Consider the following 22,766-nt stretch of genomic DNA (forward strand, 5'->3'; position numbering starts at 1 on the left):
CGGGCGAACCCGGGGTATGCCGAAACCGAAGGCGGAGTTCGACCGGCTTCACCCCTGTGACTTCTACACCGCGGAGGAGCTGCTCGAGCCCGAGCAGATGTACACCGTCTACGAGATCGCCCGCCTGCTCCAGGGGCTCGAACCCGACGCCGACCTCGAGCCCGAGACGGAGGTCGTGTTGATGGACTGGGCGATCCCGTGGGTCGTGGTCAACGCGGACGACCTGCTCGTCGGGGATCCGACCGCGGAGGACCAGCCCGGCCACTACGGGCTGAAGCGCTCGGAAGACCTCTAGAATCGCGCGGCCTGCCCGGCGAGTTCGACGTGCTGGTAGGCGTCGCCCTCGATGCTCGGCCCATGACCCGGATGGAGCGCGGCGAGCTCCTCCGAGACCGTCTCCCGGACGCGGTCGATGCTTCGGATCAGCGTCTCGCGATCACCCTCCGCGAGGTCGGTTCGACCGAAGCTGCCGTTCTGGAAGATCAGATCGCCAGCGAAGAGGATCCTCGGCTCGGCGGCGTAGAAACAGAGGTGGTCGTCCTTGTGGCCGGGGGTGTGAAGCGCCGAGTACTCGTGATCGCCAAGCCTGACGCGTCCCTCGTCCCCGATCGCGTGATCGACGAGCTCGTGGTCGGGGTCGAACCCCCAGACGTCGACGCCGAATGCCTCGCGAACGGCGGACACGTTCTCGATATGATCGGGATGGGTGTGGGTGAGGACGATCGCGTCGAGGCCGTCGGTCCGCTCGCGGATCGCCCCGACCGCGTCGAAGTTCGCCCCCGCGTCGACGAGGACGGTACGCTCGCCGTCGACCAGAAACGCGTTGCTCGTGAAGGCCTGGACGCCCGCCGCGAGGTTCGAGATCATGTTCGAACGAGGGTCACCGGCCATTTGGCCCTTGTTCTTCACCCGTGAGAACGACGAGCCGCAGTCCACCCGTCTCGCTCTCCTCGAGGCTGCACCGCCAGCCGTGGCCCTCTGCGACGCTCTCGATGATCGACATCCCGAAGCCGGTACCACCGTCCGCGTCGGTGTAGCCCGGCTCGAACACCGACTCGCGCTTCGCCGGGGCGATCCCGGGGCCGTCGTCCGCGATGGCGAACCCCTCCTCACAGTCCTCGACCCTGACGGTCACGTCGGGTCCGGCGTGTTCGACCGCGTTTCCGAACGCGTTCTCGAGCAGCTGTACGAGCCGGTTCTCGTTCGCCGTGACCGTCCCGTCGCCGTCGATCTCGAGGGTCGCCTCCGGCGTCGCCACGTTCTCCCACGCCCGGCGGGCGACCGTCTCCAGGTCGATCGACCGGGTCGCGCCGACGCTACTTCCCTCACGTGCGAGGACGAGCAGTTCGTCGATGATCTGTTCCATGCGTTCGTGGCTCTGCTGGACGCGCTCGAGATGCGAATCCTCGCCGGTCTCCCTCGCCAGATCGACGTATCCCTTCGCGACCCCGAGCGGGTTGCGAAGGTCGTGGGAGACGACGCCGACGAACTCCTCGAGCTGAGCGTTCTTGTACTCGAGGGCGGCCTCGCGGTTCGCCCGCCCAAGCGCGCTCGTGATGGTGGCCGCGAGCAGCTTCGCGAAGTAGACGTCGGTCTCGTCGAACTCGTCGGCGTCGTCGGAGGAGACGATCATCACTCCGTGCTCGCCGAGCGAGAAGATCATCTCGCTTCGGAGATCCGTCTCGGGGTTCTGGATCCCCGACTCGCGGCTGACGTCGTCGTACACCCGATCCGAGCCGGTCTCGAAGGACTCCCAGGCGAGGCTCTCGCCCTTGCGAAGGTCGGGGACGGTGCCGAGCGACGCCTCCGTCGCGTCGGTGACCGCGATCGGCTCGAGGCGCTCACCCGTCTCGTCGACGAGGTGAATACCGGTCTGATCGAGGTCGAGGACACGGCTCGCCGCCGCCACGGCCGACTCTGCGACCGCGGGCTCGTCCTCGGCGGCCATCAGCTCACGGGTCGCCTCGAGCAGCCGCTCGAGCGTCCGCTCGGTCCGTCTCCGGTCGGCCACGTTCCGGCCGACGCCGACGACGCCGACGACCTCACCGTCGTCACGGAGCAGCGAGTTGGTGAACTCGTAGGGGACGGCCCCCCCGTCGGTCCCGAGGGTTGCCTCGAGCGTCAGCGGGAGTTCGTCGGTGGTACAGCCCTCGATCGCCTCGGCGATCCGATCCGCTTCCTCGCCCTCGAAGAGCTCCGGCGGCCGCAGCCGGGACAGCTCCCCGCCGGCGCGGCCGGTCACCTCCTCCAAGCGGTCGTTCCACTGGACGAACCCCTCCCCGTCGAACGCGTAGACGAGGTCGTCGAGCGCGTCGAGCATCTCGACGACGAGGCGTCGATCCCTGCGGCCGTTCGCCGAGGAGACGTCTCGAGTCGACCCGTCGGCCTGGCCGGTCGCGTTCGCCTCCGGCCGGTCGACCCCGCTGTGCGAGCGCGGATCGCGATCGCGCTCGTCGTGGGGGGTGTGATCGACGGCGTGTTCGATCCGCGCTCTGAGAAGCTCGGGCGGCTCGTCGGACGAGGCGACTGCCGCCACGTCGGCGGCGAGCGCTTCCCTGGCTGACCGCTCGTCGTCGACCAGCGCCACGATCGGTGGCGAGTCGAACCGGTTGCGGACGGTCCGCACTACCCCTGCAGGATCCTCGACCGGGCCGACGACCGCACACGCGACGGGCTCATCGGTCGTACGGGTCGGCAAGTCTCCCGGATCGACCCGCACGACGGTCACTTCGCCGGTCAGAGTCTCCTCGACGGCCCCGTCGGTCGAGGGATCGCCGACGTAGAGCACGGTGAGCCGCCCGTTCATCGGGAGTAATATATCCGTTGTGATACATAACCCTGGCGGCGTCGGATCAGCAGGTGTTTTCATGGCCGGGATCGATCCCCGGGTATGGACGTCACCCTGCTCGAAGCGACCGACGACCCCGAGCGGGTCATCTGTACGGCCGCGCGGAACGACTACATGGGCGAGTTCGTCGGCGACCAGTCGTTCGAGGAGACGATGGCGTCGGTCGACGGCGACTCCCTCGAGGAGAAACAGCGGACGCTGATCGGCCACCTCCTTTCCCATGGTCACTTCGGCCCGTTCGAACATCCCCAGGCGACGTTCGCGATCGAGGGGATGAGCCGATCCTGTATGGCCCAGATCACCCGCCACCGACACGTGAGCTTCGACGTCCAGTCGATGCGCTACGTCGCCTTCGACGAGGTCGACCCCGAGGCGGTCCGCGCGGGCGAGATGGTGGTCGTCCCGCCCTCGGCGACGGATCCCGACTGGGTGGGTCGCAACCAGCGATCGGGCTCGGTCGACGAGGCGACGATCGAGAAGCGAGAGGAAGTGTTTCGCGAGTCGGTCTCCCGATCGGTCGAGGACTACCAGCGGCTGCTCGATCTGGGAATGGCCCCCGAGGACGCCCGGTTCGTCCTCCCCATCGGGACGAAGGTCAACGTGGTGATGTCGATGAACGCCCGCATGCTAATGCACGTCGCCGACATGCGCGCCGCGGCGGACGCCCAGTGGGAGATCCGCGAACTCACCGAACGCGTCCTCGAACTCGCCGCCGACTGGTGTCCGATCACGTTCGACTATTACGAGGAGAACATGAAGGGACGGAAGAACCGACTCGCGCCGTAACGGACCGACCCCGCTTTCGATTCTCGTCTCCGTGTCTCCGACGTCACGTCCGACCCGCCTCGGTGCGATCACCCGTCGGACGCGTCGGTTCGCGGAGCGCGACCGACGTCGGCGAGGAACTCCCGCACCGCTCGGGTGAAGAACTCGGGGTCGTCGAGGTTCGAGGCATGTCCCGCGCCCGGCACCTCACGAACGGTGACGTCCGGGAGCGTGGCGTTCAGCCTCGATGCGTGGCCCCGGACGAACGCCGGTTCGTTCTCGCCGTAGAGGACCAGCGCCGGAACCGTGATCGACGGGAGATCGACTCTCGTCTCGTCGAACCGCGCGACCGCACGGATCACCTTGGCGAACTCGTCCGTTTCCATTCTCGGCCCCTCGGCCCGGAGCCGCTTGATCTCCCCGTAGTCACCGCTCGATCCCCTCCGGAGTCGCTCGTGGAGCCACACCATCGCCCGCTCCACTCGTTCGTATCCGAGGAGGCGGACCGGCGGGATCGTAGCCCGCAACAGCACCGATCGCTGCAACCGTTCGCCCCACGTGAGAAACGCGGGTGTGAAGGTGTCCGCGAGCACGAGGCCGGCCAGCCGATCCGGGTGACGAGCCGCGTACGTCTGTGCGATGCACCCCCCCATCGAGAGCCCACAGAGGACGGGCCGCTCGAGGTCCAGTGCCGTAACGAACGCGTCCAGGTCATCGGCGAACAGGTCGATCGAGTACGCCTCTACAGCCGAACCGCCGGTCCGACCGTGGCCTCGAACGTCGTAGGCGATCGTCGTGTAGTCGTCGCTCAGCGCGTCCATCTGGAACGCCCACTGGGCGTGATCGAGGGCGGCTCCATGAAGGAAGACGATCGGGGGTCCGTCGCCGCGGCGCTCGTAGTACGTCTCGACGTCGTTCGTCTGCACGGTCGGCATGGCCTCTCTAGGTCGCTGGCGGGGATAACGTTCTCCGGACCGGCGGGGCGAACCCTGAAAGAGTCGTCCCGCCCGTCGAGCACGATTTCGCTGCGTCGGAAGGGTTTTGGAGGGATCGTTCCGAACCGCTACGCGACGATGGCTAGACAGACACCCGCCGCCCGAATCGCAGTACCGAGACGTTCCGAGCACCCTCCCGTACCATGACCGGCGAGGCGCGCGACGCCGAGGGCGAGGGGCCGCTCACGGGACTCACGGTGCTCGACTGCTCGCAGGTGCTCGTCGGCCCGTTCTGTACGATGCAGCTCGGCGACCTCGGGGCGGACGTGATCAAGGTCGAACGTCCCGGCGTCGGCGATCAGACCCGCGGCTGGCATCCCCCGCGCTTCGGCGCGGACGGGCCGAGCGCCTACTACGCGAGCGTCAACCGGAACAAGCGCTCGGTGACGCTGAACCTCGCGAGCGAGGAGGGCCGGCAGGTCCTCCGGACGCTCGCGGCCGAGGCCGACGTGCTCGTCGAGAACTTCCGGACGGGGACGATGGAGGAGTGGGGAATCGGATACGCGGACCTGAAGGAGATCAACCCCGAGCTGATCTACTGCTCGCTGTCGGGCTACGGCGAGTGGGGGCCATATAGCGAGAAGCCGGCCTACGACCTGATGATCCAGGCCGAGGGCGGGATGATGAGCATCACCGGCGAGCGGGACGGCGATCCGGTCCGCGTGGGGGTCGCGATCGCCGACATCGGCGCCGGGATGTACGCGACCCAGTCGATCCTCGCAGCGCTCCTGGCTCGCGAGCTACGCGACGCCGGCGGCCAGAAGGTCGACGTGAGCCTGCTCGACGCGCAGGCCGCCTGGATGTCGTACATGGCGACGAACTACTTCGCGAGCGGCGAGGTCCCGGGGAAGATGGGAAGCGCCCATCCGACGATCGTCCCCTACCAGGCGTTCGCGACCCGCGATGGCCACGTCGTGGTCGCCGCCGCCTCCGAGAAGATCTGGCGGGCGTTCTGTACCGCCGTCGGCCGCGAAGAGCTCCTCGAGGACGACCGATTCGAGACGAACGCCGACCGGGTCGAGAACCGCGAGGCGCTGGTGTCGATCCTCGAGGCCGACCTCGGGGAGTACACCACCGAGGAGGCCGTTGCCCTGCTGGGCGAGCACGACGTGCCCGCACGGGCGGTCCACGACATGGCCGAGGTCTTCGGCCACCCCCAGATCGCCGCCCGTGGGATGGTCCGCGAGGTCGACCATCCCCGAGGGAGCCTCGAGATGCCCGGAAGTCCCATGTTCCTCTCGGAGACGCCGACGGCGATCCGTCGTCACCCGCCCGAACTGGGCGAGCACACCGAGGAGGTGCTCGCGGAGGCGGGCTACACCGAGCACGAAATCGCGGGGTACCGCGACGCCGACGCGATCTGACCCGTTCGTCGCGGCGAGGTCAGAAACCGCTGAACTTGTCGCGCCGGTAGAGGTCGAGTTCGCTCACCGTCGAGTTCCGCTGGCCGGCAGCGAAGACGACCGCCTCGGCGATCTCCTCGGGTTCGGTGACCTCACCCTCCTCGAACCGTTCCTCGAACGACTCGCCCATGTCGGCGCCGAACTCCGTGCGGACCTCGGAGGGATTGATGACGCTGACGCCGACGCCCTCGTCGCCGACGCTGGCCTGGACGCTGTGGGCGAACCCGCGGGTCCACCACTTGGTCGCGGCGTAAACGGGGTTCGACGGGCGAGGGAACCGGCCCGCGAAGCTCCCGACGAAGATCAGGTTGCCCCGCGACTCCTTGAGGTGGGGCAGCGCGGCCCGCGTGGCGAAGAACATGCCGTCGACGTTGGTCTCCTGCATCAGCCGGTAGTCCTCGGTCGAGAGCGACTCGACGTCTCCGCCCCGCCCGAGGCCCGCGTTGTTGAGCAGGACGTCGAGCCCGTCGAAGCGCTCGACGCAGGCCTCGACCATCGCGTCGACGGCCTCCTCCTCGCGGACGTCTGCCGGCACCGTGAGCGTCTCGGTACCGTACTCCGTTTCGAGTTCGTCCGCGATCTCCTCGAGTCGGTCCTCGCGCCGCGCCGAGAGCGCGACGTTCACCCCTTCGCGGGCGAGTGCGCGCGCCGAGGCGGTCCCGATCCCGGAACTCGCGCCGGTGACCAGAGCGGTCCGTCCGTCCAGCGATAGCGTCTCCATGTTCGCCGATCGTCCTCGGGGTTGTTGACTGTTCGCTTCTGACGCACGTCGGTCATAAGATCTTTTATAATTGAGGTGATATATTCGGATGGATGTACCAATCGCCGACGTCCGTGAGGGGGGTGATCGCCGAGGCAACAATCGTCCTCCAGACGGCCGAGAGCGGCGTTCCGCTCTGGTTCGTCGTTCTCGGGACGTGCTCCGTGCTGCTGGGAGTGAGCATCGTCGTTCGGCGGCGAACGCGCTCGCCGTCCGAACCGCCCACGCCACCCTCCCAACCGTCAGCCCCGACGTCGTCGGTCTTGACCGACGAGGAGCGGGTCGTCGGCCTCCTCGAGTCCAACGGGGGGCGGATGCGCCAGCGGCGGATCGTCGAGCGAACCGACTGGTCGAAGTCGAAGGTGAGCATGCTGCTCTCGGAGATGGAGGACGACGGGACGATACACAAGCTCCGAGTCGGCCGCGAGAACGTCATCAGTCTCCCCGGCTCAGAACCGGTCGCTACCCGGCCCGCGGACGAGCACGAACGGTAGCGCGAACCCGCTCGCCCTCGGCGTGAAACGTAACCGTTAAACGGTCCTCCCGACTACTCGAAACTGCGCGCTCTGGTGGTGTAGTCCGGCCAATCATATTGCCCTCTCACGGCAATGACCTGGGTTCGAATCCCAGCCGGAGCATACCCTTCCTACGGTTTTCTGCCATAGCTAACCAGACGTGAACCCACCCTGACGCCTCGTCACGGGTCCTTAGCGTGTTGGAGACGGTCATCGGCCCGGGCGGCCGTCCGGACCGGCGAGTGATACATCGGGGCGCGACGTTCTCCAGGCGCTCGTCTCCACGGCGGATCATCCGAAGCGCGACGGAGCGGACACGGCTTCAACGCCTCGGTAGGGGCGTCTACTGGTCGGGCGCGCTACGAGATACGAACGAAGCGCCCGCTAGCGCTTCAGAAGAAGCGGGTCGGCTCGTCGTCGTCGGTGGTGTTGATTCGCTGGCGGTGCTCTAGATCGTTGAGGCCGAGGAACGTCGGTGTCATCACTGATTACTAACTCGGGAACGAATAAATACATTGCGTGATACATTGGGGCCTACTCTCACGATCGGAGCGATCTCATGGCTACACAGAGCGCAGGGCTCGCGGAGCATGGGGGTTGAACACGTCGCTCACGTCGAGGGGCCTCCCTGCCCAGAAGGAGGCCGGTGGCCCGGTTCACGCGATCGATGGTGCTGTTCGACAGTGAAATCGCAAAACCGCTCCGACCCTCCTACCGTTTTCGGACTATTCGAAGGAGGTGATTACTCGTTTCACTATCGCACTCGTCGAGTCGATGCATGTAGCGGCCACAACGCGGTGGTCGTTACGAATCGATCAGCCTGACCCGACCGTTCGCCACGAGTCGCTCCATCTCGGGATAGTCGAACCGGTAGGTCGGAACCGCACCCGATCGGTCGGGGGCGTCGTGCCGTTCGAACGAGACCGACGTGTCGTCGATCGAGACGACCTTGTATCGGCCGAGCCACGCGTCCTCCCACTCGAACACGCTCCGCTCTCCCAACCCCGGCCGTCGTCGGATTCCCGCCGCCTCCATGGAGCATATATGGGGCGAGAGAGGGATCTAGGTTCGCCTTTGGTACGCCAGGTCGATATGCTCCGTCGATCCCGTCGGCTTCCTTGGCCACGGAACGTCAGCCCCGAAGCCGACGAGCATGCTCGCCGCTCCACGACGGTGATCGCCGTGTCCAACCGCCGTCGGGTATCGGTCTCGACCGGTCGTCGTCGACCGGCTACTCGATGCCGAGTTCGTCGTCCGTCTCGACGTCCTCCGACGACCAGTTCAGCGAGAACACGACGCCGCGTTCGCCTGTCGGTCCGCCGAGCAACGAGTCGTCCGCGTCGACCTCCACTCCGAACGACAGCGTCTTCGGAGGGTTGATCGTCGCGCTCTCGTTGCCGACGATGACCGTTACCTTCCCGTCGTTGCCCGTTCGTGACTCCTCGGTGGTCGATCGGTCGTCGCCCATGAGCGACCCCTCCCCTCGATCCGTGTCCGTCGATCGTTCCTGCTGGGGACTGAGTTCGTCGGCGAACTCGTGGAGGTACTCGGCGACTTCAGCGCGGGTCTTCTCGGTCTCTGCGGAGACGTCGGCCATGGGAGGAAATCGGGTCGCATCCCCTTATGAATACGGGGTGGCGGGCCGGTGTCCGCTCCGGGCCTGCGACGAGCGATCGCGCTACGGGCTCCATGGCGCTCGTCGTGCGATCTCCGGCGACCCCCTACCGAGGTTATTTACGAGCGTTGATCGCAGTAGGGGACGTCATGTCATCGAAGACGATCGGATTCATCGGACTCGGAATCATGGGCCTCCCGATGGCGAAGAACCTCGTCGACGCCGGGTACTCCGTCGTCGGCTACAACCGCTCGGACGAGCCGGCAGAGGAGCTCGCCGAGCACGGCGGCGACCGCGGTGAGTCACCGGCGGACGTCGCGGAACGAACCGACGTCGTCCTGCTGTGTCTCCCCGATTCGCCTGACGTCGAGAACGTGGTCCTCGGCGAGGGCGAGGAATCGGATCCCGTCATCGACGGCGTGAGCGAGGGGATGACCGTCGTCGACCACTCGACCATCTCGCCGACGGTCGCCGAGACGGTCGCCGAGCGACTCGCGGACGCCGGCGCGAGCCTGCTCGACGCACCGATCTCGGGCGGCGAGGAGGGCGCCATCGAAGGGACGCTCTCGATCATGGTCGGCGGGGACGAGGACACGTTGGACGAACAGATGGACGTCCTCGAGGTGCTCGGCGAAACGATCACGCACTGCGGGCCGAGCGGCGCCGGCCAGACGACGAAGGCGTGCAACCAGATCGTCGTCGCCGCCCAGATGGTCGGCGTGAGCGAGGCGCTGGTGTTCGCGCACAACGCGGACGCCGACCTCGAGGCCGTAGTGGAGGCGATCAGCGGCGGTGCGGCGGGCTGCTGGACGCTCGACAACCGCGCCCCGGACATGATCCAGGGCGAGTTCGACCCGGGCTTCTTCGCGGAGTACCAGTACAAGGACCTCCGGATCGCCACCGACGCCGGCGAGGCCTTCGGTTCGCCCATGCCCCAGACCGCGCTCGCCAACGAGCTTTACAAGACGATGGTCCAGAACGGGATGGAACGGGACGACAACTCCGGCGTGATGCAGGTCCTCGAGATGATGGCCGGCGAGGAGGCGCGCGTCGACGAGTAGCGTCCGACGCGCTCCGGACCCGATGGCGAGGATCCCGCCGGACGTCGCTCCTACTGCGTCTTCAGCTCGTCCCCGACGAGCTGGTCCTCCCACTCGCGTCGGGCCTTGATCTCCCGGCGACCGCGGGACGTCAGCTTGTAGACGTTCGTCCGCCGATCGCGCTGACCCTTCTCGACCAGCCCCTTGTCGACGAGCGTGTCGAGGTTCGGATAGAGCCGTCCGTGGTGGACCTCCTTCTCGTAGTAACTCTCGAGCTCCTCCTTGAGCGCCAGTCCGTGTGGATCGTTTAGGCCCGCGATCGTATACAGTAAGTCCCGCTGAAACCCAGTTAGATCGTTCACGCCGGTCGGTTTGGGCCTCCTCCTTGTCAATCTATTGTACTTTCGTATCGTCTACCCGTTCATGGCTGAAAATTGTCCGTCCTCTCCGCGATAATAACGTCCTCCTCGTCGAGGGACGGAGAACGGCGTGTTCTCCCCGCGTGGCCGGCGGAGTCCGCACCGTTCGACGACCGGCCGGGATCGAACGGGTGGGTCGAGACCCACCATCAGGTGATTTATGTGTCCTCCGCCTATCTCTCCTCGTGAACCGATCCCAGGCGTTTCTCCTCCTCTGCATCGGGCTCTCGGCCGCGGTGTCGCTGCTGGTGATCCGACCGTTTCTACAGTACGTGCTGGGAGCGATCATCGCAGCGTACGTCCTCCATCCGGTGTATCGACGCGTCATTCCACACCTGGGACGGCTGCTCTCGCCGATCGTCCTCATCCTTGGCTCGCTCGTCGTCGTGATCCTTCCGCTGCTCTACATCGTGCGGGCGTTCATCGCCGATCTCCAGCAACTCGCCCGCGGCGAGACCGACCTCCAGATCGAGCGGATCGAGGCGACGGTCCTCGAGTACACCGGCGAGGAGGTCGACGTCGCCGAACAGTTCCGGCTGTTCGTCGGAAACCTGTTCGAGGTGCTGTTCGGGAGCGCAGCAGACATCGCTACTGCGGGGATGAAGCTCTCGCTCGGGCTCGTCCTCGTGCTGTTTCTCGTCTATTACCTCCTGAAGGACGGCACGCGGTTCGTCGCGTGGTCGCGGACCGTGATCCCGCTCCCGCCCGAGGTCACCGATCGGTTGTTCGAGCGGATCGACCGAACCATCTGGGGCGTCGTCATCGGCCACATCTCCGTCGCGCTGATCCAGTCGCTGATCGCCGGCGTCGGCCTCTACGTCGCCGGGATCCCGAACGTCGTCTTCTGGACGTTCGTGATGGCGGTGCTCGCGCTGTTGCCGCTGATCGGCGCCTTCCTCGTCTGGGGCCCGGCGGCGGTGTACCTCGCGCTGATCGGCGACGTCACCACGGGTGTGCTCCTCGCCGTCTACGGAATCGCAGTGGTGAGCATGGTGGACAACTACGCCCGGCCGATCGTCATCGACCAGCGCGCCCAGCTCAACCCGGGCGTGATCCTGGTCGGCGTCTTCGGCGGCGTCTACACGATCGGGTTCACCGGCCTCTTCGTCGGTCCGATCGTCCTCGGCGTGTTCGCGGCGACGCTCCAGACGTTCAAACGGGAGTACGACCGGCTCTGACGTCTACGTCTCCCAGTTGTGGAGCGCGTCCCTGTAGATCGCCGCGACGTCCTCCTGGGTGACCGGTCGTGGGTTGACCCGGAGGAGTCGATCCTGTGACTCGACGGTTCGTCGCGCGAGATCGTCGACGTCCTCGACGGTGGCCCCGGTGAGCTCCGCGAGTCCGCTGGGAACGACGTTCAGATCGCGCTGGAGCCGGACGTACTCCTCGCGCGCTCGGTCCGCTGCCTCGCGGGTTCCCAGCCCGTCGGTGTCCGCGCCGAGCATCCCCGCGATGCGGGCGAAGCGCTCTGGATCGCTCGCGGCGTTGTAGCCGAGCGTGCTCGCCGGCGTGAGCACCGCGATCGTCTCGCCGTGGTACGTGTGGTACTCGTTTCCGACCGGATACGCCATCGCGTGACAGAGACTGGCACCGGCGGTGAGACCGGCGATCGCGCCGAACAGCGCCCCCTTCAGCATGGCAGAGCGCGCCTCGAGGTCGTCGCCGTTGTGGACCGCCCGCCGGACGTTCCCCGAGAGCAGCGAGATCGCCTTCTCGCTGAACATCTCGGTGAGCTCGGTCCGCCCGGCGTAGACGGGTCTGGTCTCCGGATTCGACGGCCGGAGCAGCGAGTCGTGAGGATGGGTCGTATAGCCCTCGATCGCGTGACCGAGCGCGTCCATCGCCGTCTTCGCCGTGGTCTCGGCGGGGAGCGTCGTCGTCAGCGTCGGATCGAGGACGGCCGCGTCCGCGCGGACGTGGTTGCTCGAGATCCCTTCCTTGATGTCCTTCTCCTCGACCGAGAGGATCGCCACCGGCGAGATCTCCGCGCCGGTGCCGGCCGTCGTCGGCAGCAACACGAGCGGTGGGCCCGACTCCGTGAGCGCCTGCCCTTCGCCCGTCGGCTGGGCGACGTAATCGAGGATCTCGCCGCCGTTCGCGATCACGGATCGCGTCGTCTTCGCGACGTCCATGCAGCTCCCCCCGCCGACGCCGAGATAGAAGTCGAAGCCGCCATCGCTCGTCTGCTCGCGTACGAACGAGATGCAGCGCTCGACGTTCTCGATCGACGGCTCGCGCTCCGTGCCGTCCCAGATCGTCGTCGTGAAACCGGCATCCTCGAGGTGGTCGGTGACCCGATCGACGTGACCGATCTCCGAGAGCACCTCATCGGTGACCACCAGACCGTGGGCGTCCTCCCCGACGCCGAGGTCGGAGAGCTGGAACCCGAGTTCGCGGATCGAATCGGGTCCGAAGCGGAGCTGTGGCATCTGGAGGTGCCAGACCGTCTCGGGTCGCAGTTCGTGGGGGTCGGCCGAGACCGAGCGATCGTAGCTCACGCGCCCCACCCCTCGCGGATCGCCTCGAACTGCTCGGGATCGTGGCCGTAGACGACCTCCGCGTCGTGTCTCCGCTGGAGCTCCTCGATCCGCCGGAGGCTCTCGAACCAGGGCCGCTTCCCCCAGAGCAGCCCCGCGCCGAGCGGGATCTCCTCCTCGAAGTTCGGCGCCTGATACACCTGGTCGCCGGTGAAGACGAGCGTTCCCTCCTCGAGGTGGATGACGGTTCCGGTGAGCCCCGGCGTGTGACCGGGGAAGCGGACGAACTCGACGTCCTCGAAGCGCCGTTCGCGGTCCTCGTGAAGCAACTCCCAGTTCAGGTCGTGATCGAAGTCCCCGAGGACGTAGGCCGCGCTCCCCTCGTCGGTCTTCGCGCTGCGGTAGGCGAACTCGAGCTCCCGCTCGTGGACGAAGACCGGCACGTCGGTGCCGTCGAAGAACTCCAACCCGCCGGCGTGATCGAGGTGGAGGTGGGTCTGAAAGACGTAGTCGATGTCGTCGATGCCGAAGCCCGCCGCCTCGAGGTCGTCGTCGAGCCGGTGTTCGTCGGCGTCGTACGGGTAGAACGCCTGCCACAGCGGTTCCGGCCAGTGGCCGTCGAGCGCGTCGTGATGCGAGCCGGTGTCCCAGAGGATCGTCCCCTCGGGGTGATCGATCACGAGGTTCCAGACCGGAATCTCGCCGTAGTCCGTCTCCGGGTTCGGTTCGTCGTGCGTGCCGAGCGTGTGCCCCTCCATCATGTAGTTGAGGTCACACTCGAGGTTTCCCCGATCGATGACGTGGACGGTAGCGTCGACCATGGCGCCGTGCTACACCACCGTCCGTCATAATAGTACGGCAGGCACTCACGAACGAGACGACCCGCTGCAGGCACCTGCCACGTCTAGGCTTTCCTGCATGGACGCGGTAGGTTCGTCCATCCGACGAAGATGATCTAATGAGCGTCACCATCGAAGCCCAAGTCGACGCGGACGAGTTCGAGTTCGGCCGCGTGATCGAATCCGTCGAAGCCGATCGGATCGAACTGGAGACGATAATCCCGATCGGCGAACAGGCGCTACCGCTGATCGAGGTCCACGACGAGGACCATCGCGCGCTCGTGGAGCAGCTTCGCGAACACGCGGTAGTAGCAGCGGTCCACGTCGTCGAGGAGTACGACGACCGCGGCGTCTACGCGATCGAGTGGCACGAGGATCCGGATACGTTCTTCAAGTCGATTCGCGATCAGGACGCCCAAATACTGAACGCGGTCAGACCGAACGCACACTGGGAGTTCGAGATACGCTTCCCGTCCCAGGAGGCGCTCACGGCGTTCCGGAAGGAGACCGATCAGGACGGGTTCGGCCTCGAGGTGGTCCGAGTCTCCCAGACCGGCCGACCGACGAGGAATCCGGAGGAGGGGCTCTCGGAGCCACAGCGCGAGGCGTTAGATCTCGCGGTCGCTCGCGGTTACTACTCCATTCCGCGAAAGGCGACGACCGCCGAGTTAGCCGACGAGCTCGGAATCTCCGATCAGGCCGTCGTCGAACGGCTACGGCGGGCGACGATCACACTGGCCAAAGAGGAGCTTTGACGCCCCGTCTCGGCCACGGAACGCTCCGGTGTCGACCGGCTTCGCGATCTCATTCGGACGGGCGACGTATCGAGACGACTGTCCCGTTCGTCGATCGTCTCACGCGTTCGCTACGGGATACTCGATAGTCAGCGACTCGATGTCGTGGCCGCACTCGTAGTGGTGTTCGACGGCTAGCTCGCTCACCTCCTGGCGGGAACGGTGTTCCTCGGTGGTCGCCTCCCACCCGCACTCGATGCAGTAGTTCCTGTAGTACTCCACGTGATGGATAGCGTCCGAACGTCCCTGAAATCAACGGTGGTAGACCAAGGACGCCTTCTCACGGTGCGAGGACGGGGAGATCGGCGGCTCTCCGATCCCGGGACGTCCCGATCAGCCGCCGTCGGATTCGGTGGGGTCGTCGTCCGTCTCCTGCCCACCCTTCTCGCCGTCGTTCACGTCCGTGTCGTCGGTCCCGTCACCGGTTTCGCCGCACTGCTGGTCGAGTCGTTGGATTCTCCGCCCTCGGTCTCGTTCCCGGACTCCTGCGCGACGCCGTCGCCCTCCTGCTCGCCGTTACCGTCGCTGACGTCCGTTCCCTCGGATCCCGTCGACTCCTCAGTCCCGTTCTCGTCGGTTTCGTTTTCCGGCTCCGCGCTCGCTGCCGTCGGCTCCTCGGTTTCGTTGTCGGATCCCTCCGTGGCGTCGTCCGTACTACCGTCGCTCGAGTCGGACGTCTCCGGTTCCTCCGTATCGGTGTCGTTCTGGCCGTCGCCGGTCGCGGTCGCGTTCGCGTCACCGTCGCCATCGCCCTCGTCGGGCGCATCCGAAGCGTCACCGTCGTCGTCCTCACTCGTGGTCCCACCGTTTTCACCGGTGTTCGCGTCGTCTCCGTCGGTGCCTGCGTCGTTCGCGTCGGTCGCGGTGTCGTCTCCATCGCCGTCCGCATCTGCACTGCCTGCGTCGTCCTCGCCGTTCCCGTCAGAGCCGTCAGTGGCCGCGTCCTCCCCGCCTGCGTCGTCGCTCGTGGTGTCGTCGGCAGCGCCGTCGCCGGCACCGGAACTCTCCTCGCCGGCGTCGTCGCCCTCGGTGCCGTCCGAGGACGCCTCGGACGTCCCGTCGTCCTGGACCGGGGCGGCGTCCTCGTCCGCATCACCCTCGTCGGTCTCGTCCGAGTCGGGCGGCGGTGTGTCGGCTCCCTCGTTGCCCTCGTCGCCGTTCGTCCCGGCGTCCTCAACCGCGTCGGAGTCGTCCTCGTCGGGTTCGCCGTTCCGCTCCTGGCTTCCCTGCGCTCCGTCCGACACGTTCGCCGCGCTGCCGTCGGCGTCGTCACCGTCGACCGGACCCGAGAACGACGGGAACGTGTGGAGGATCCCGCCGACCGAGACGATCGTCGCCGTGACGACGAACATCATGCCGGCGAAGACGAGGAAGTCCCGGCCGGTGAGCTGGTCGGCCTCGGCGCTGCTCATCGATCGCCTCCGAACGTGGGGTCCGTCGTGTGGCACTCCACTGTCGTTAGTACCCCTTTCGGCGACGGCTATTTGTAGGTGACTACCTCCGTCGCCGCCTCACCGGCGGGCCGGCGCCCCGTTCACGATCGCCGTCATCTCCATGCAGGTCGGACAGCCGTACACCTCACCGTCGTTCCCCGCGAAGACCCGCTGGAATCGAGCGGTCACGTGCTCGCCGCATGTGGCACAAGTTGGCATTCCACTGCCCACCTACTACGGACTCGGTTATCAACTTCTCCCCTCGGGATCGCGACAGAAACGGTCTCCGTTCTCGGAGGCGGTCACTCGACCCGAACCGACGATCCCTCCTCGCTGGAACGGTAGATCGCGTCGATCACTCGCTGGACGGTCAGTGCCTGCTCGACCGTGTTCAGCTCGGGCGTCTCGCCGCTGGCGACGCTCTCCACGAACAGCTTGTCGGTCGCCGCCCACCCCGTCTCGGGGAGGCTCCCCTCGAGCTCCGAGCGGACGAAGTGATCGGTCCCCTGCCGGCCGGTATCGAACAGCCGGAGGTCGTCCTCGCCGAGTTTCAGCTTCGCCCCCGCGTCGGTCCCCCGGATGGTGAACTCGTTGGTCGGCTCCTGGGAGGCCGCCCACGCGACCTCGAGCGAGATCGTTTTCCCGCCCGCACACCGGACCAGCGCGGTCACCGAGTCCTCGACGTTGAACTCCCCGCCGCCGTCGACTCCCCAGTCCTCGGGGTCGGCGTAGTCGTCGCGGGTGGCGAAGTTCGATCGGGTGATCCCCATGACCTCCTCGACCTCCGGGAAGTCGAGCACGTAGAGCGCGAAGTCGATGGCGTGGACGCCGATGTCGACGAGCGCGCCGCCGCCGGCCAGCTCGCGGTCGGTGAACCACGATCCCAGCCCGGGGACGCCCCGCCAGCGGACGTAGTTGCCCTGGACGTGGGTCACCTCGCCGAAGCGACCCTCCTCCTGGTAGCCCTTGAACATCTCGGCGGCCGCGGTGATCCGATTGTGGAAGTTCACCGCGCAGAACCCCTCGGACTCGCGGGCGACCTCGGTGATCCGTTCGGCGCTCTCGAGGGTGTGAGCCAGCGGCTTCTCACATAACACGTCCAGCCCGCGTTCGAGAGCGGCGACGACCGCCGGCTCGTGGATCTTGTTGGGCACGGAGACCGCGACCGCGTCGAGCTCCTCCTCCTCGTACATCGCCTCGAAGTCCTCGTAGGTCGCCGCGCCGAAACGCGTACCGAACGTCTCGCGCACCTCGTCGTCGAGGTCCGCGCCGGCGACCACGTCGTGACCGAACTCGCTGACGTTCTCGGCGTGAACCTGGCCCATGAACCCGAGACCGACGACGCCGATGCGAACGGAGGAGAAATCCATGTACGAACCGTCGCCCCACTGCCGATAAGTATCTGACCATATCGAAAGACACCTGTCCGACCCGATCCGACCGCGACCATGGGCGATCCGGCCACCGTCACCGTCTACTCCCGAGAGGACTGTCACCTCTGCGAGGAGGCGATCGAGACGATCGAGCGCGTCGCGAGCGGGGTCGATCGCCGCGTCGAGATCAGCGAGGTCGACGTCGACGACGACCCGGAACTGGCGACGACGTACGGCGAGCGCGTCCCCTACGTGCTCGTCGATGACCGACCCGCGTTCAAGTTCAGGGTCGACGCCGACGAGCTCGAACGCCGACTACGCCGGTAGGACGCGCTCGGTCTCGTTTCCGGTCGAGGACTACGTCCACAGCTCGTAGAGGTCGTCGCGAACCGGCTCCGTGATCCGTTCGCCGTCGAGCTCCAGCGCCGGCTCGCCTGCGACGACCTCGCCGACGACGGCGGCGTCGATCCCCGCCGTCTCGAGGTCGGCGAGTGCCCGATCGACCCGCTCGGCGGGAACCGACGCGAGCAGCGCGCCGGAGCCGAAGATCCGGAGCGGATCGACGCCCATCGCCTCGCAGATGTGAGCCGTGGGCTCGCGGATCGGCACGCGCTCGCGCTCGACTCGCGCGAGCGCTCCGGACGCGACGGCGAGCTCGAGCGTCCCGTCGATCACGCCGCCCTCGGTCGGGTCGTGAAGCGCGCTCGCGTGCTCGCGGAGGACCCGCGCGTCGGGGCGGACGCTCAGCTCCTCGAACAGCGCCGCCCCCCTATCGAGGAGGTCACCGGGTAGGTCCTCCTCGAGCTCCGCGCGGAAGTCGGTCGCCAGGATCGCCGTCCCCTCGATCCCCGCGCCCTTCGTCAGCAGCAGCTTCTCGCCGGGCGAGGCGCCGCCCGTCGGGAGGTACTCGTCGGCCAGTCCGAGACAGGTCAGCGCGAGCAGCGGTCGGTCGCGCTCGGGGGCGTACTCGGTGTGGCCGCCGACGATGGCGACGTCTGCCTCGCGGGCCGCGCCGTCGAGCTGCTCGACGACCGCCTCCAACACCGCGGAATCGTCGTCGGGAAGGAGGAGCGCGACGGTCAACCAGCGCGGGTCCGCCCCCGAGGCGGCGACGTCGTTGCAGGCGACGTTGACGCCGATCTGTCCGATCCGGTCGGCCGCGAGCGAGACGGGATCGGTGTTGACGACGAGCAGTCGCTCGCCGATCCGGATCGCCGCCGCGTCCTCGCCGTACGACGGGCCCACCACGACGTCCTCGTCGGGAGCGCCGGTCCGGGACAGGACGGTCTCGAGGCGCTCCGGATCGACTTTCCCGATCATCACCCCCACCCAGGGGTCGGTCGCTTGTATGTCATGCGGTCGGCGCATCGCCCGCCGACGTCGCCGCGGAACGTATCGGAAAACGTATGCATGTATGACGGATAGCTGACTCAGATTCAAGACGGTGGAATCGAGAGGGAGGGTATGGACTCGCTCGGAGACCAAGCCCGACGGCGTTCCTCGGGGGGCCGCTCTTCCAGGCGGCGCTCGACGGGGGACACCGGCGGGACGTTACGACTCGCAAACAGAATCCTGCTCCTCTCGGGAGCGTTGTTGTTCGTCAACGGGATCACGATCACACTCATCACCGCACTCATACCCGTCGCGATCAGCAGCGCCTTCGTCGCCACGTTCGTCACTAGCATCCTCGTCGCCGGCTACGCCACGGCGCGTTCGCCGGGACGCCCCGCCGCGCTCCGGGCGGTGATCCGGCCGCTGGTGACGACGCTGCGGTCGCGGTCACGGGACCGCTCCCCGCGCCGCCAGGGCGGGCTCTGACCGGATTCGACGCGCTCTTTTTCCCGGTCCGCGCTACTCGACGTGATGGATCAGCAACGGCCCTCGCGCCGCCTCGAGACGCTCGCTTTAGTGGCCGCCGGCGGCTTTCTGGGGTCGATCGCCCGTTACGGCGTGGCACTGCTCGTACCGGGACTGGCCGGGACCTTCGTCGTCAACGCCACCGGGAGCGCGGCCCTCGGGTACGTTCTCTACACCGCGACCACCACCGAGCGCATCCCTCGTCGTGTGCGCCTGTTGGCCGCGACCGGATTTCTCTCCTCGTATACCACCTACAGCACGTTCGCCCTCGAGACGCTCGGCGTCCATCCGGTCGTGGGGCTGGCGAACGTCATCGGGAGCTACGCCTGTGGCTTCGGGGCCGCCCTGTTCGGCAGGCGAATCGCGCTCGGAGGGCGGCGATGGCGATGATCGAGGCGGTCCTGGTCGGCGTCGGCGGTGCCGTCGGCGCGACCGCGCGGTATCTCGTCGGCACGTTCGTCCAGCCCGCGGAGCGACGCTTCCCCGTCGGTACGCTCGTCGTGAACGTCCTCGGAAGCTTCGTCCTCGCGTTGGTCGCGTTCCTCGGTGTCCCCTCCGACCTCTTCCTGCTCGTCGGGGTCGGCGCCTGTGGGGCGTTCACCACCTTCTCGTCGTTCTCGGTCGACACCCTTCGGCTCTGGGAGAGCGACCGGCCCGGACTGGCCGCGGTATACGCGCTCTCGACCCTGATGCTCGCGACCGGCGCGGTCGCGACGGCGGGCCTCCTCGTCGGTCCGGCGTAAGTAGTCGGGTTTTTACGTACGGGCTCCGCTGATGGAGGATATGGCCACGGACGAGGTTCCGGAGCAACTCGCAGCGCTCGCCGAGAAGATAGCGACCGAGTACCGCGACTCCGAGTACGACATCGCTCGCGCGCTCGCGGCGACCGAGGACGGCGAGGGACTGTCGATCGAGGAGCTCGCAGAGGAGACGGGCTACACCGAGCGGACGATCAAGAAGCGGGTCGGGACACTGGAGGAGGAACTCGGGGGCGACCCCCTGCTCCGGCGCGACGAGGACGACCGTCCGGTGCTTCACCCGGAGCTCGCGGCGGCGATCAGGGCCCGCGACGAGTCGTAACTCCGCGACGAGTCGGTTTCACGAGGCGTGGAACCGCCCAACGAGAGCGGCCCGCGGGCGTTCTGGGTGATCCATCGACGGATCACCGGGTACGAAAGGATGGCGGAACACCGCCATCGAGAGTGCGATGGGGAGGGGTGGCCTCTGACAGGCACAACGCCGTCGTTTCGACGGCAATCGTCCCGACGAGCGCCGATCATATATGCTTTCTGTCTTTCGAAACGTGAAGTTAACGGGATAGGTGAGGTAGAGACGGTGGCTCGCAGGTCTGGATCGAAAACACAGGAACGGGGTCGTAGTAGGTGACCCCGGCTCATCCACCCGTGGTTTTCGCTGGCGGCCACCAGCACGAGGAACTGGACGGTCCAGGGTTATATAGATGCCTGAATGACAGCCGGTTACAAGAGTCGCGTCCGGCGGTCGTCGCCGACGGCAGCCGTATGACGCGATGATATTCGTCCATTTTATACGCGGCGGCCGCGCGGTGTTCCGTATGTACACGAACGGTTCCCGGTGGCGGTCCGCGTGGTGAGCTCGAGCGTTGCGCTCTCGCTGGTCGCGGTCACGGTGGTGGCCGTGACGGTGATCGGGCTCCGCTACTCGCGTGGAGAGGTCGGCTCCGTCGAGGAGTTCATCACGGCGCGCGACTCGATCGGAACGCGGACGATGGTCGCGACGCTGCTCGCGTCGAACCTGGGCGGATGGATCCTGTTCAGTCCCGCGGAGGCCGGCGCGGCGTTCGGCGGCATCACCGCCATCGCGGGTTACGCGCTCGGTAGCGCCGGCGCGAGCCTCGTCTACGTCCTCGTCGGCCCGCGGATCCGGCGACTGATCCCGCGGGGTCACACCCTCACCGAGTACGCCTACGTCCGGTACGGGCCCGCGATGTACGCCTACATCCTCCTCATCAGCCTCTGTTTCATGTTCATCTCGCTGGCCGCGAACATGACCGGCATCGTCGGCGTGCTCTCGCTGGTCGCCGGCGTCCCCGCCTGGCAGACCGCGGGGCTGGTCGGCACGTTCGTCCTGGTCTACACCGCCTACGGCGGGCTGAAGGCGAGCATCTTCACCGACACGGTACAGCTCGTGGTGGTCCTCCCCCTGTTGGGGCTCGTCTTCGCCGTCACCCTCCTCTCGCTCGGCGGTCCCCGCACGATCGGATCGACCGTCGCCGCGTCCGACCCCTCGCTGCTCGACCCCGGGTTCGTCCCCGGCCTGCTGTTCGGCGTCTACATCGTGGTCGCCATCGCCGGCGCCGAACTGCTCAACCAGGCGTGGTGGCAGCGCGTCTACGCCGCCCAGGACGAGCGGACGGTTCGGCGCTCGTTCGCCGTTTCCGGGCTGGCGGTCGTCCCGATCGTCGCCGTCGCGGGGCTGTTCGGCGTCGCCGCGGCCGGCTACGGACTCGTCGAGGGGCCGGGCGACGCCAGCGTCGCGCTCTTCCGACTGGTCCTCGAGACGCTGCCCGAGTGGGTCGGTCTCGTGGTCGTCCTGCTCGCCGTCCTGCTCGTCATGAGTACAGCGGACACGCTGTTCAACGCGATCGCGAGCGTCGTCACCGCGGACCTGCCGCGGCTGCTCGACGATCCCTCGGAGCGCTCGCTCACCTTCGCCGCGCGCGTCACGACCGTTGCGGTCGCGCTCGGGGCGACCGTTATCGGGGCGCGTGCCTACAGCGTCCTCGCGCTGTTCCTCACGGCCGACCTGTTCGCCGTCGCGGCGGCCGTCCCGCTGGTCTACGGGCTCTACTCGATGCGGGCGACCGAGAGGGGGATGCTCGCCGCGAGCGTCTCCGGGCTGGTCGTCGGGATGGCGTTCCTGCCGACGGTGCACGGCCCGCTGTCGGCGCTGCCCGTCCTCGGAGGGCTGGTGCCCGCGCCGTCGTTCCTGTGGGCGTTCCTCGGTGCTGCAGCGGTCTCGGCCGGCCTCGCCGTGCTCTCGGCGCGGCTCACCGACGCGGGCTTCGACCCGAACAGGCTCTCCCGTGAGATCGGTCTCCTCGGTGCCGGGCCGACCGAGACGCACCTCTCCGAACGCGACGACTGATCGCCGTCACGGGGTTCGCGTCGCCAACTCCTCCTCGAGCGCGTGGCGGTGACACCGCTTCGAGTCGCCCTCGTAGCAGACGAGCGCGACGTCCTCGCCGTTTGCGACGCGATCCGCAAGCGCCGAGAGTGCCGCCCGCGCGTCAGGCGTATCGAGGTGCTCGCGATAGCGCTCCTCGAACCCCAGCTCCTCCCAGGCGGCGTTGTGTGCGCCCTCCTCGCACATCCCCTGCATCTTGAAGTCCTCACGCCGCTGTTGAAAGGCGTCGAGCAGCTCCTCGGGCGGCGCGAGTTCGGGAACGTTCTCGTCGATCTCTCCGTGGAACCACGACGTCGGCCGGCGGACGACGCCGATACGGCTCGTCCCCTGGGGGAGGTCGACGAGGCCGTGGGCGAGCGCCGCGTGGTAGGTCTCCCGGATCGATCCCGGTTCGCTCATGGGAGAAGTAGCCGCTCGTCGATCCTAACCGTTCGGGTGGGTTTTTACCGCCGCTCGCCGGACCTCCGT

Annotated in this window: 28 protein-coding genes and 1 tRNA gene; 14 read left to right on the top strand and 15 right to left on the bottom strand. The window is 67.3% G+C overall.

Going from position 1 to position 22,766, the window contains the following annotated elements:
• The first annotated feature begins 16 nt into the window (after positions 1 to 16).
• Positions 17 to 295 carry a DUF5827 family protein gene (locus V0Z78_RS09070; RefSeq protein WP_336344304.1) on the top strand — a complete coding sequence of 93 codons (279 nt, stop codon included), beginning with the start codon at positions 17 to 19 and terminating at the stop codon, positions 293 to 295.
• On the opposite strand, the gene V0Z78_RS09075 is transcribed toward V0Z78_RS09070, so the two are convergent.
• Entirely contained in the window at positions 292 to 867 is a 576-nt protein-coding gene (locus V0Z78_RS09075) for an MBL fold metallo-hydrolase (RefSeq protein ID WP_336344305.1), read from the bottom strand. The two genes, V0Z78_RS09070 and V0Z78_RS09075, sit on opposite strands and share 4 nt — an antisense overlap.
• A 13-nt stretch (positions 868 to 880) precedes the next feature.
• Complete coding sequence (locus V0Z78_RS09080; RefSeq protein WP_336344306.1) at positions 881 to 2,806, bottom strand: ATP-binding protein; 1,926 nt, start codon at positions 2,804 to 2,806, stop codon at positions 881 to 883.
• An 84-nt stretch (positions 2,807 to 2,890) separates the two neighbouring features.
• Between V0Z78_RS09080 and thyX the strand changes: the two genes are divergently transcribed.
• Entirely contained in the window at positions 2,891 to 3,634 is a 744-nt protein-coding gene (gene thyX, locus V0Z78_RS09085; protein WP_336344307.1) for an FAD-dependent thymidylate synthase, read from the top strand.
• A gap of 68 nt (positions 3,635 to 3,702) precedes the next feature.
• On the opposite strand, the gene V0Z78_RS09090 is transcribed toward thyX, so the two are convergent.
• Complete coding sequence (locus V0Z78_RS09090; protein WP_336344308.1) at positions 3,703 to 4,548, bottom strand: alpha/beta fold hydrolase; 846 nt, start codon at positions 4,546 to 4,548, stop codon at positions 3,703 to 3,705.
• 203 nt (positions 4,549 to 4,751) lie between these two features.
• On the opposite strand from V0Z78_RS09090, the gene V0Z78_RS09095 reads away from it, so the two are divergent.
• Positions 4,752 to 5,972, top strand: coding sequence for a CaiB/BaiF CoA transferase family protein (locus V0Z78_RS09095; protein ID WP_336344309.1), 1,221 nt, complete (start codon positions 4,752 to 4,754; stop codon positions 5,970 to 5,972).
• A 19-nt stretch (positions 5,973 to 5,991) separates the two neighbouring features.
• Here the strand turns inward: V0Z78_RS09095 and V0Z78_RS09100 are convergent, their stop codons facing one another.
• Positions 5,992 to 6,732, bottom strand: coding sequence for an SDR family oxidoreductase (locus tag V0Z78_RS09100; RefSeq protein WP_336344310.1), 741 nt, complete (start codon positions 6,730 to 6,732; stop codon positions 5,992 to 5,994).
• A 92-nt stretch (positions 6,733 to 6,824) separates the two neighbouring features.
• On the opposite strand from V0Z78_RS09100, the gene V0Z78_RS19035 reads away from it, so the two are divergent.
• A complete protein-coding gene (locus V0Z78_RS19035) occupies positions 6,825 to 7,265 on the top strand; it encodes a helix-turn-helix transcriptional regulator (RefSeq protein WP_409338686.1) in 441 nt (146 codons plus the stop codon).
• 69 nt (positions 7,266 to 7,334) lie between these two features.
• Positions 7,335 to 7,409: transfer RNA gene (locus V0Z78_RS09110), tRNA-Glu, on the top strand.
• 681 nt (positions 7,410 to 8,090) lie between these two features.
• Here the strand turns inward: V0Z78_RS09110 and V0Z78_RS09115 are convergent.
• Entirely contained in the window at positions 8,091 to 8,321 is a 231-nt protein-coding gene (locus V0Z78_RS09115; protein WP_336344311.1) for a hypothetical protein, read from the bottom strand.
• A 196-nt stretch (positions 8,322 to 8,517) separates the two neighbouring features.
• Positions 8,518 to 8,883 carry a hypothetical protein gene (locus V0Z78_RS09120; RefSeq protein WP_336344312.1) on the bottom strand — a complete coding sequence of 122 codons (366 nt, stop codon included), beginning with the start codon at positions 8,881 to 8,883 and terminating at the stop codon, positions 8,518 to 8,520.
• A 167-nt stretch (positions 8,884 to 9,050) separates the two neighbouring features.
• Here V0Z78_RS09120 and V0Z78_RS09125 point away from each other — a divergent pair, with 167 nt between their 5' ends.
• Positions 9,051 to 9,962: an NAD(P)-dependent oxidoreductase gene (locus V0Z78_RS09125; RefSeq protein ID WP_336344313.1), complete on the top strand. Its 912-nt coding sequence runs from the start codon at positions 9,051 to 9,053 to the stop codon at positions 9,960 to 9,962.
• Positions 9,963 to 10,012: 50 nt separating this feature from the next.
• Here V0Z78_RS09125 and V0Z78_RS09130 read toward each other — a convergent pair whose 3' ends face one another.
• On the bottom strand, positions 10,013 to 10,303 hold the full coding sequence (locus V0Z78_RS09130; RefSeq protein WP_336344314.1) for a PadR family transcriptional regulator: 291 nt from the start codon (positions 10,301 to 10,303) through the stop codon (positions 10,013 to 10,015).
• A 242-nt stretch (positions 10,304 to 10,545) separates the two neighbouring features.
• Here V0Z78_RS09130 and V0Z78_RS09135 point away from each other — a divergent pair, with 242 nt between their 5' ends.
• A complete protein-coding gene (locus V0Z78_RS09135) occupies positions 10,546 to 11,538 on the top strand; it encodes an AI-2E family transporter (RefSeq protein WP_336344315.1) in 993 nt (330 codons plus the stop codon).
• A gap of 3 nt (positions 11,539 to 11,541) precedes the next feature.
• Here the strand turns inward: V0Z78_RS09135 and V0Z78_RS09140 are convergent, their stop codons facing one another.
• Together V0Z78_RS09140 and V0Z78_RS09145 are read right to left on the bottom strand one after the other, a co-directional pair.
• Entirely contained in the window at positions 11,542 to 12,858 is a 1,317-nt protein-coding gene (locus V0Z78_RS09140) for a hydroxyacid-oxoacid transhydrogenase (RefSeq protein WP_336344316.1), read from the bottom strand.
• Positions 12,855 to 13,658 carry an N-acyl homoserine lactonase family protein gene (locus tag V0Z78_RS09145; RefSeq protein WP_336344317.1) on the bottom strand — a complete coding sequence of 268 codons (804 nt, stop codon included), beginning with the start codon at positions 13,656 to 13,658 and terminating at the stop codon, positions 12,855 to 12,857. Before V0Z78_RS09145 ends, V0Z78_RS09140 begins: the two co-directional genes overlap by 4 nt.
• Positions 13,659 to 13,795: 137 nt before the next feature.
• On the opposite strand from V0Z78_RS09145, the gene V0Z78_RS09150 reads away from it, so the two are divergent.
• Entirely contained in the window at positions 13,796 to 14,431 is a 636-nt protein-coding gene (locus V0Z78_RS09150; protein ID WP_336344318.1) for a helix-turn-helix domain-containing protein, read from the top strand.
• A gap of 99 nt (positions 14,432 to 14,530) precedes the next feature.
• On the opposite strand, the gene V0Z78_RS09155 is transcribed toward V0Z78_RS09150, so the two are convergent.
• From V0Z78_RS09155 to V0Z78_RS09170, 4 genes are all read right to left on the bottom strand, one after another.
• Positions 14,531 to 14,692 (bottom strand): hypothetical protein, encoded by a 162-nt coding sequence (locus V0Z78_RS09155; protein WP_336344319.1) that lies wholly within the window; start codon positions 14,690 to 14,692, stop codon positions 14,531 to 14,533.
• A gap of 173 nt (positions 14,693 to 14,865) precedes the next feature.
• Entirely contained in the window at positions 14,866 to 15,882 is a 1,017-nt protein-coding gene (locus tag V0Z78_RS09160; RefSeq protein WP_336344320.1) for a putative sodium/potassium/calcium exchanger, read from the bottom strand.
• A 99-nt stretch (positions 15,883 to 15,981) separates the two neighbouring features.
• On the bottom strand, positions 15,982 to 16,122 hold the full coding sequence (locus tag V0Z78_RS09165) for a DUF7563 family protein (protein WP_336344321.1): 141 nt from the start codon (positions 16,120 to 16,122) through the stop codon (positions 15,982 to 15,984).
• A gap of 83 nt (positions 16,123 to 16,205) precedes the next feature.
• A complete protein-coding gene (locus V0Z78_RS09170) occupies positions 16,206 to 17,273 on the bottom strand; it encodes a Gfo/Idh/MocA family protein (RefSeq protein WP_336344322.1) in 1,068 nt (355 codons plus the stop codon).
• A 78-nt stretch (positions 17,274 to 17,351) separates the two neighbouring features.
• Between V0Z78_RS09170 and V0Z78_RS09175 the strand changes: the two genes are divergently transcribed.
• Entirely contained in the window at positions 17,352 to 17,603 is a 252-nt protein-coding gene (locus V0Z78_RS09175; RefSeq protein WP_336344323.1) for a glutaredoxin family protein, read from the top strand.
• Positions 17,604 to 17,633: 30 nt separating this feature from the next.
• Here V0Z78_RS09175 and V0Z78_RS09180 read toward each other — a convergent pair whose 3' ends face one another.
• Positions 17,634 to 18,596, bottom strand: coding sequence for an AIR synthase family protein (locus V0Z78_RS09180; protein ID WP_336344324.1), 963 nt, complete (start codon positions 18,594 to 18,596; stop codon positions 17,634 to 17,636).
• 144 nt (positions 18,597 to 18,740) lie between these two features.
• Between V0Z78_RS09180 and V0Z78_RS09185 the strand changes: the two genes are divergently transcribed.
• The 5 genes from V0Z78_RS09185 (at position 18,741) to V0Z78_RS09205 (ending at position 22,259) form a co-directional block, all read left to right on the top strand.
• Positions 18,741 to 19,094, top strand: a complete 354-nt coding sequence (locus V0Z78_RS09185; RefSeq protein ID WP_336344325.1) for a hypothetical protein — start codon at positions 18,741 to 18,743, stop codon at positions 19,092 to 19,094.
• Between the two features lie 45 nt (positions 19,095 to 19,139).
• Complete coding sequence (locus tag V0Z78_RS09190; protein ID WP_336344326.1) at positions 19,140 to 19,523, top strand: fluoride efflux transporter FluC; 384 nt, start codon at positions 19,140 to 19,142, stop codon at positions 19,521 to 19,523.
• A complete protein-coding gene (gene crcB / locus V0Z78_RS09195; RefSeq protein WP_336344327.1) occupies positions 19,514 to 19,876 on the top strand; it encodes a fluoride efflux transporter CrcB in 363 nt (120 codons plus the stop codon). The genes V0Z78_RS09190 and crcB overlap by 10 nt, the downstream gene beginning before the upstream one ends.
• Positions 19,877 to 19,916: 40 nt before the next feature.
• A complete protein-coding gene (locus V0Z78_RS09200) occupies positions 19,917 to 20,213 on the top strand; it encodes an HTH domain-containing protein (protein ID WP_336344328.1) in 297 nt (98 codons plus the stop codon).
• Between the two features lie 525 nt (positions 20,214 to 20,738).
• On the top strand, positions 20,739 to 22,259 hold the full coding sequence (locus V0Z78_RS09205; RefSeq protein ID WP_409338688.1) for a sodium:solute symporter family transporter: 1,521 nt from the start codon (positions 20,739 to 20,741) through the stop codon (positions 22,257 to 22,259).
• Between the two features lie 6 nt (positions 22,260 to 22,265).
• Here V0Z78_RS09205 and V0Z78_RS09210 read toward each other — a convergent pair whose 3' ends face one another.
• Complete coding sequence (locus V0Z78_RS09210) at positions 22,266 to 22,697, bottom strand: DUF488 domain-containing protein (protein WP_336344330.1); 432 nt, start codon at positions 22,695 to 22,697, stop codon at positions 22,266 to 22,268.
• Positions 22,698 to 22,766 lie beyond the last annotated feature (69 nt).

The sequence above is a fragment of the Halalkalicoccus sp. CG83 genome (assembly GCF_037081715.1).
Lineage (GTDB): Archaea > Halobacteriota > Halobacteria > Halobacteriales > Halalkalicoccaceae > Halalkalicoccus > Halalkalicoccus ordinarius.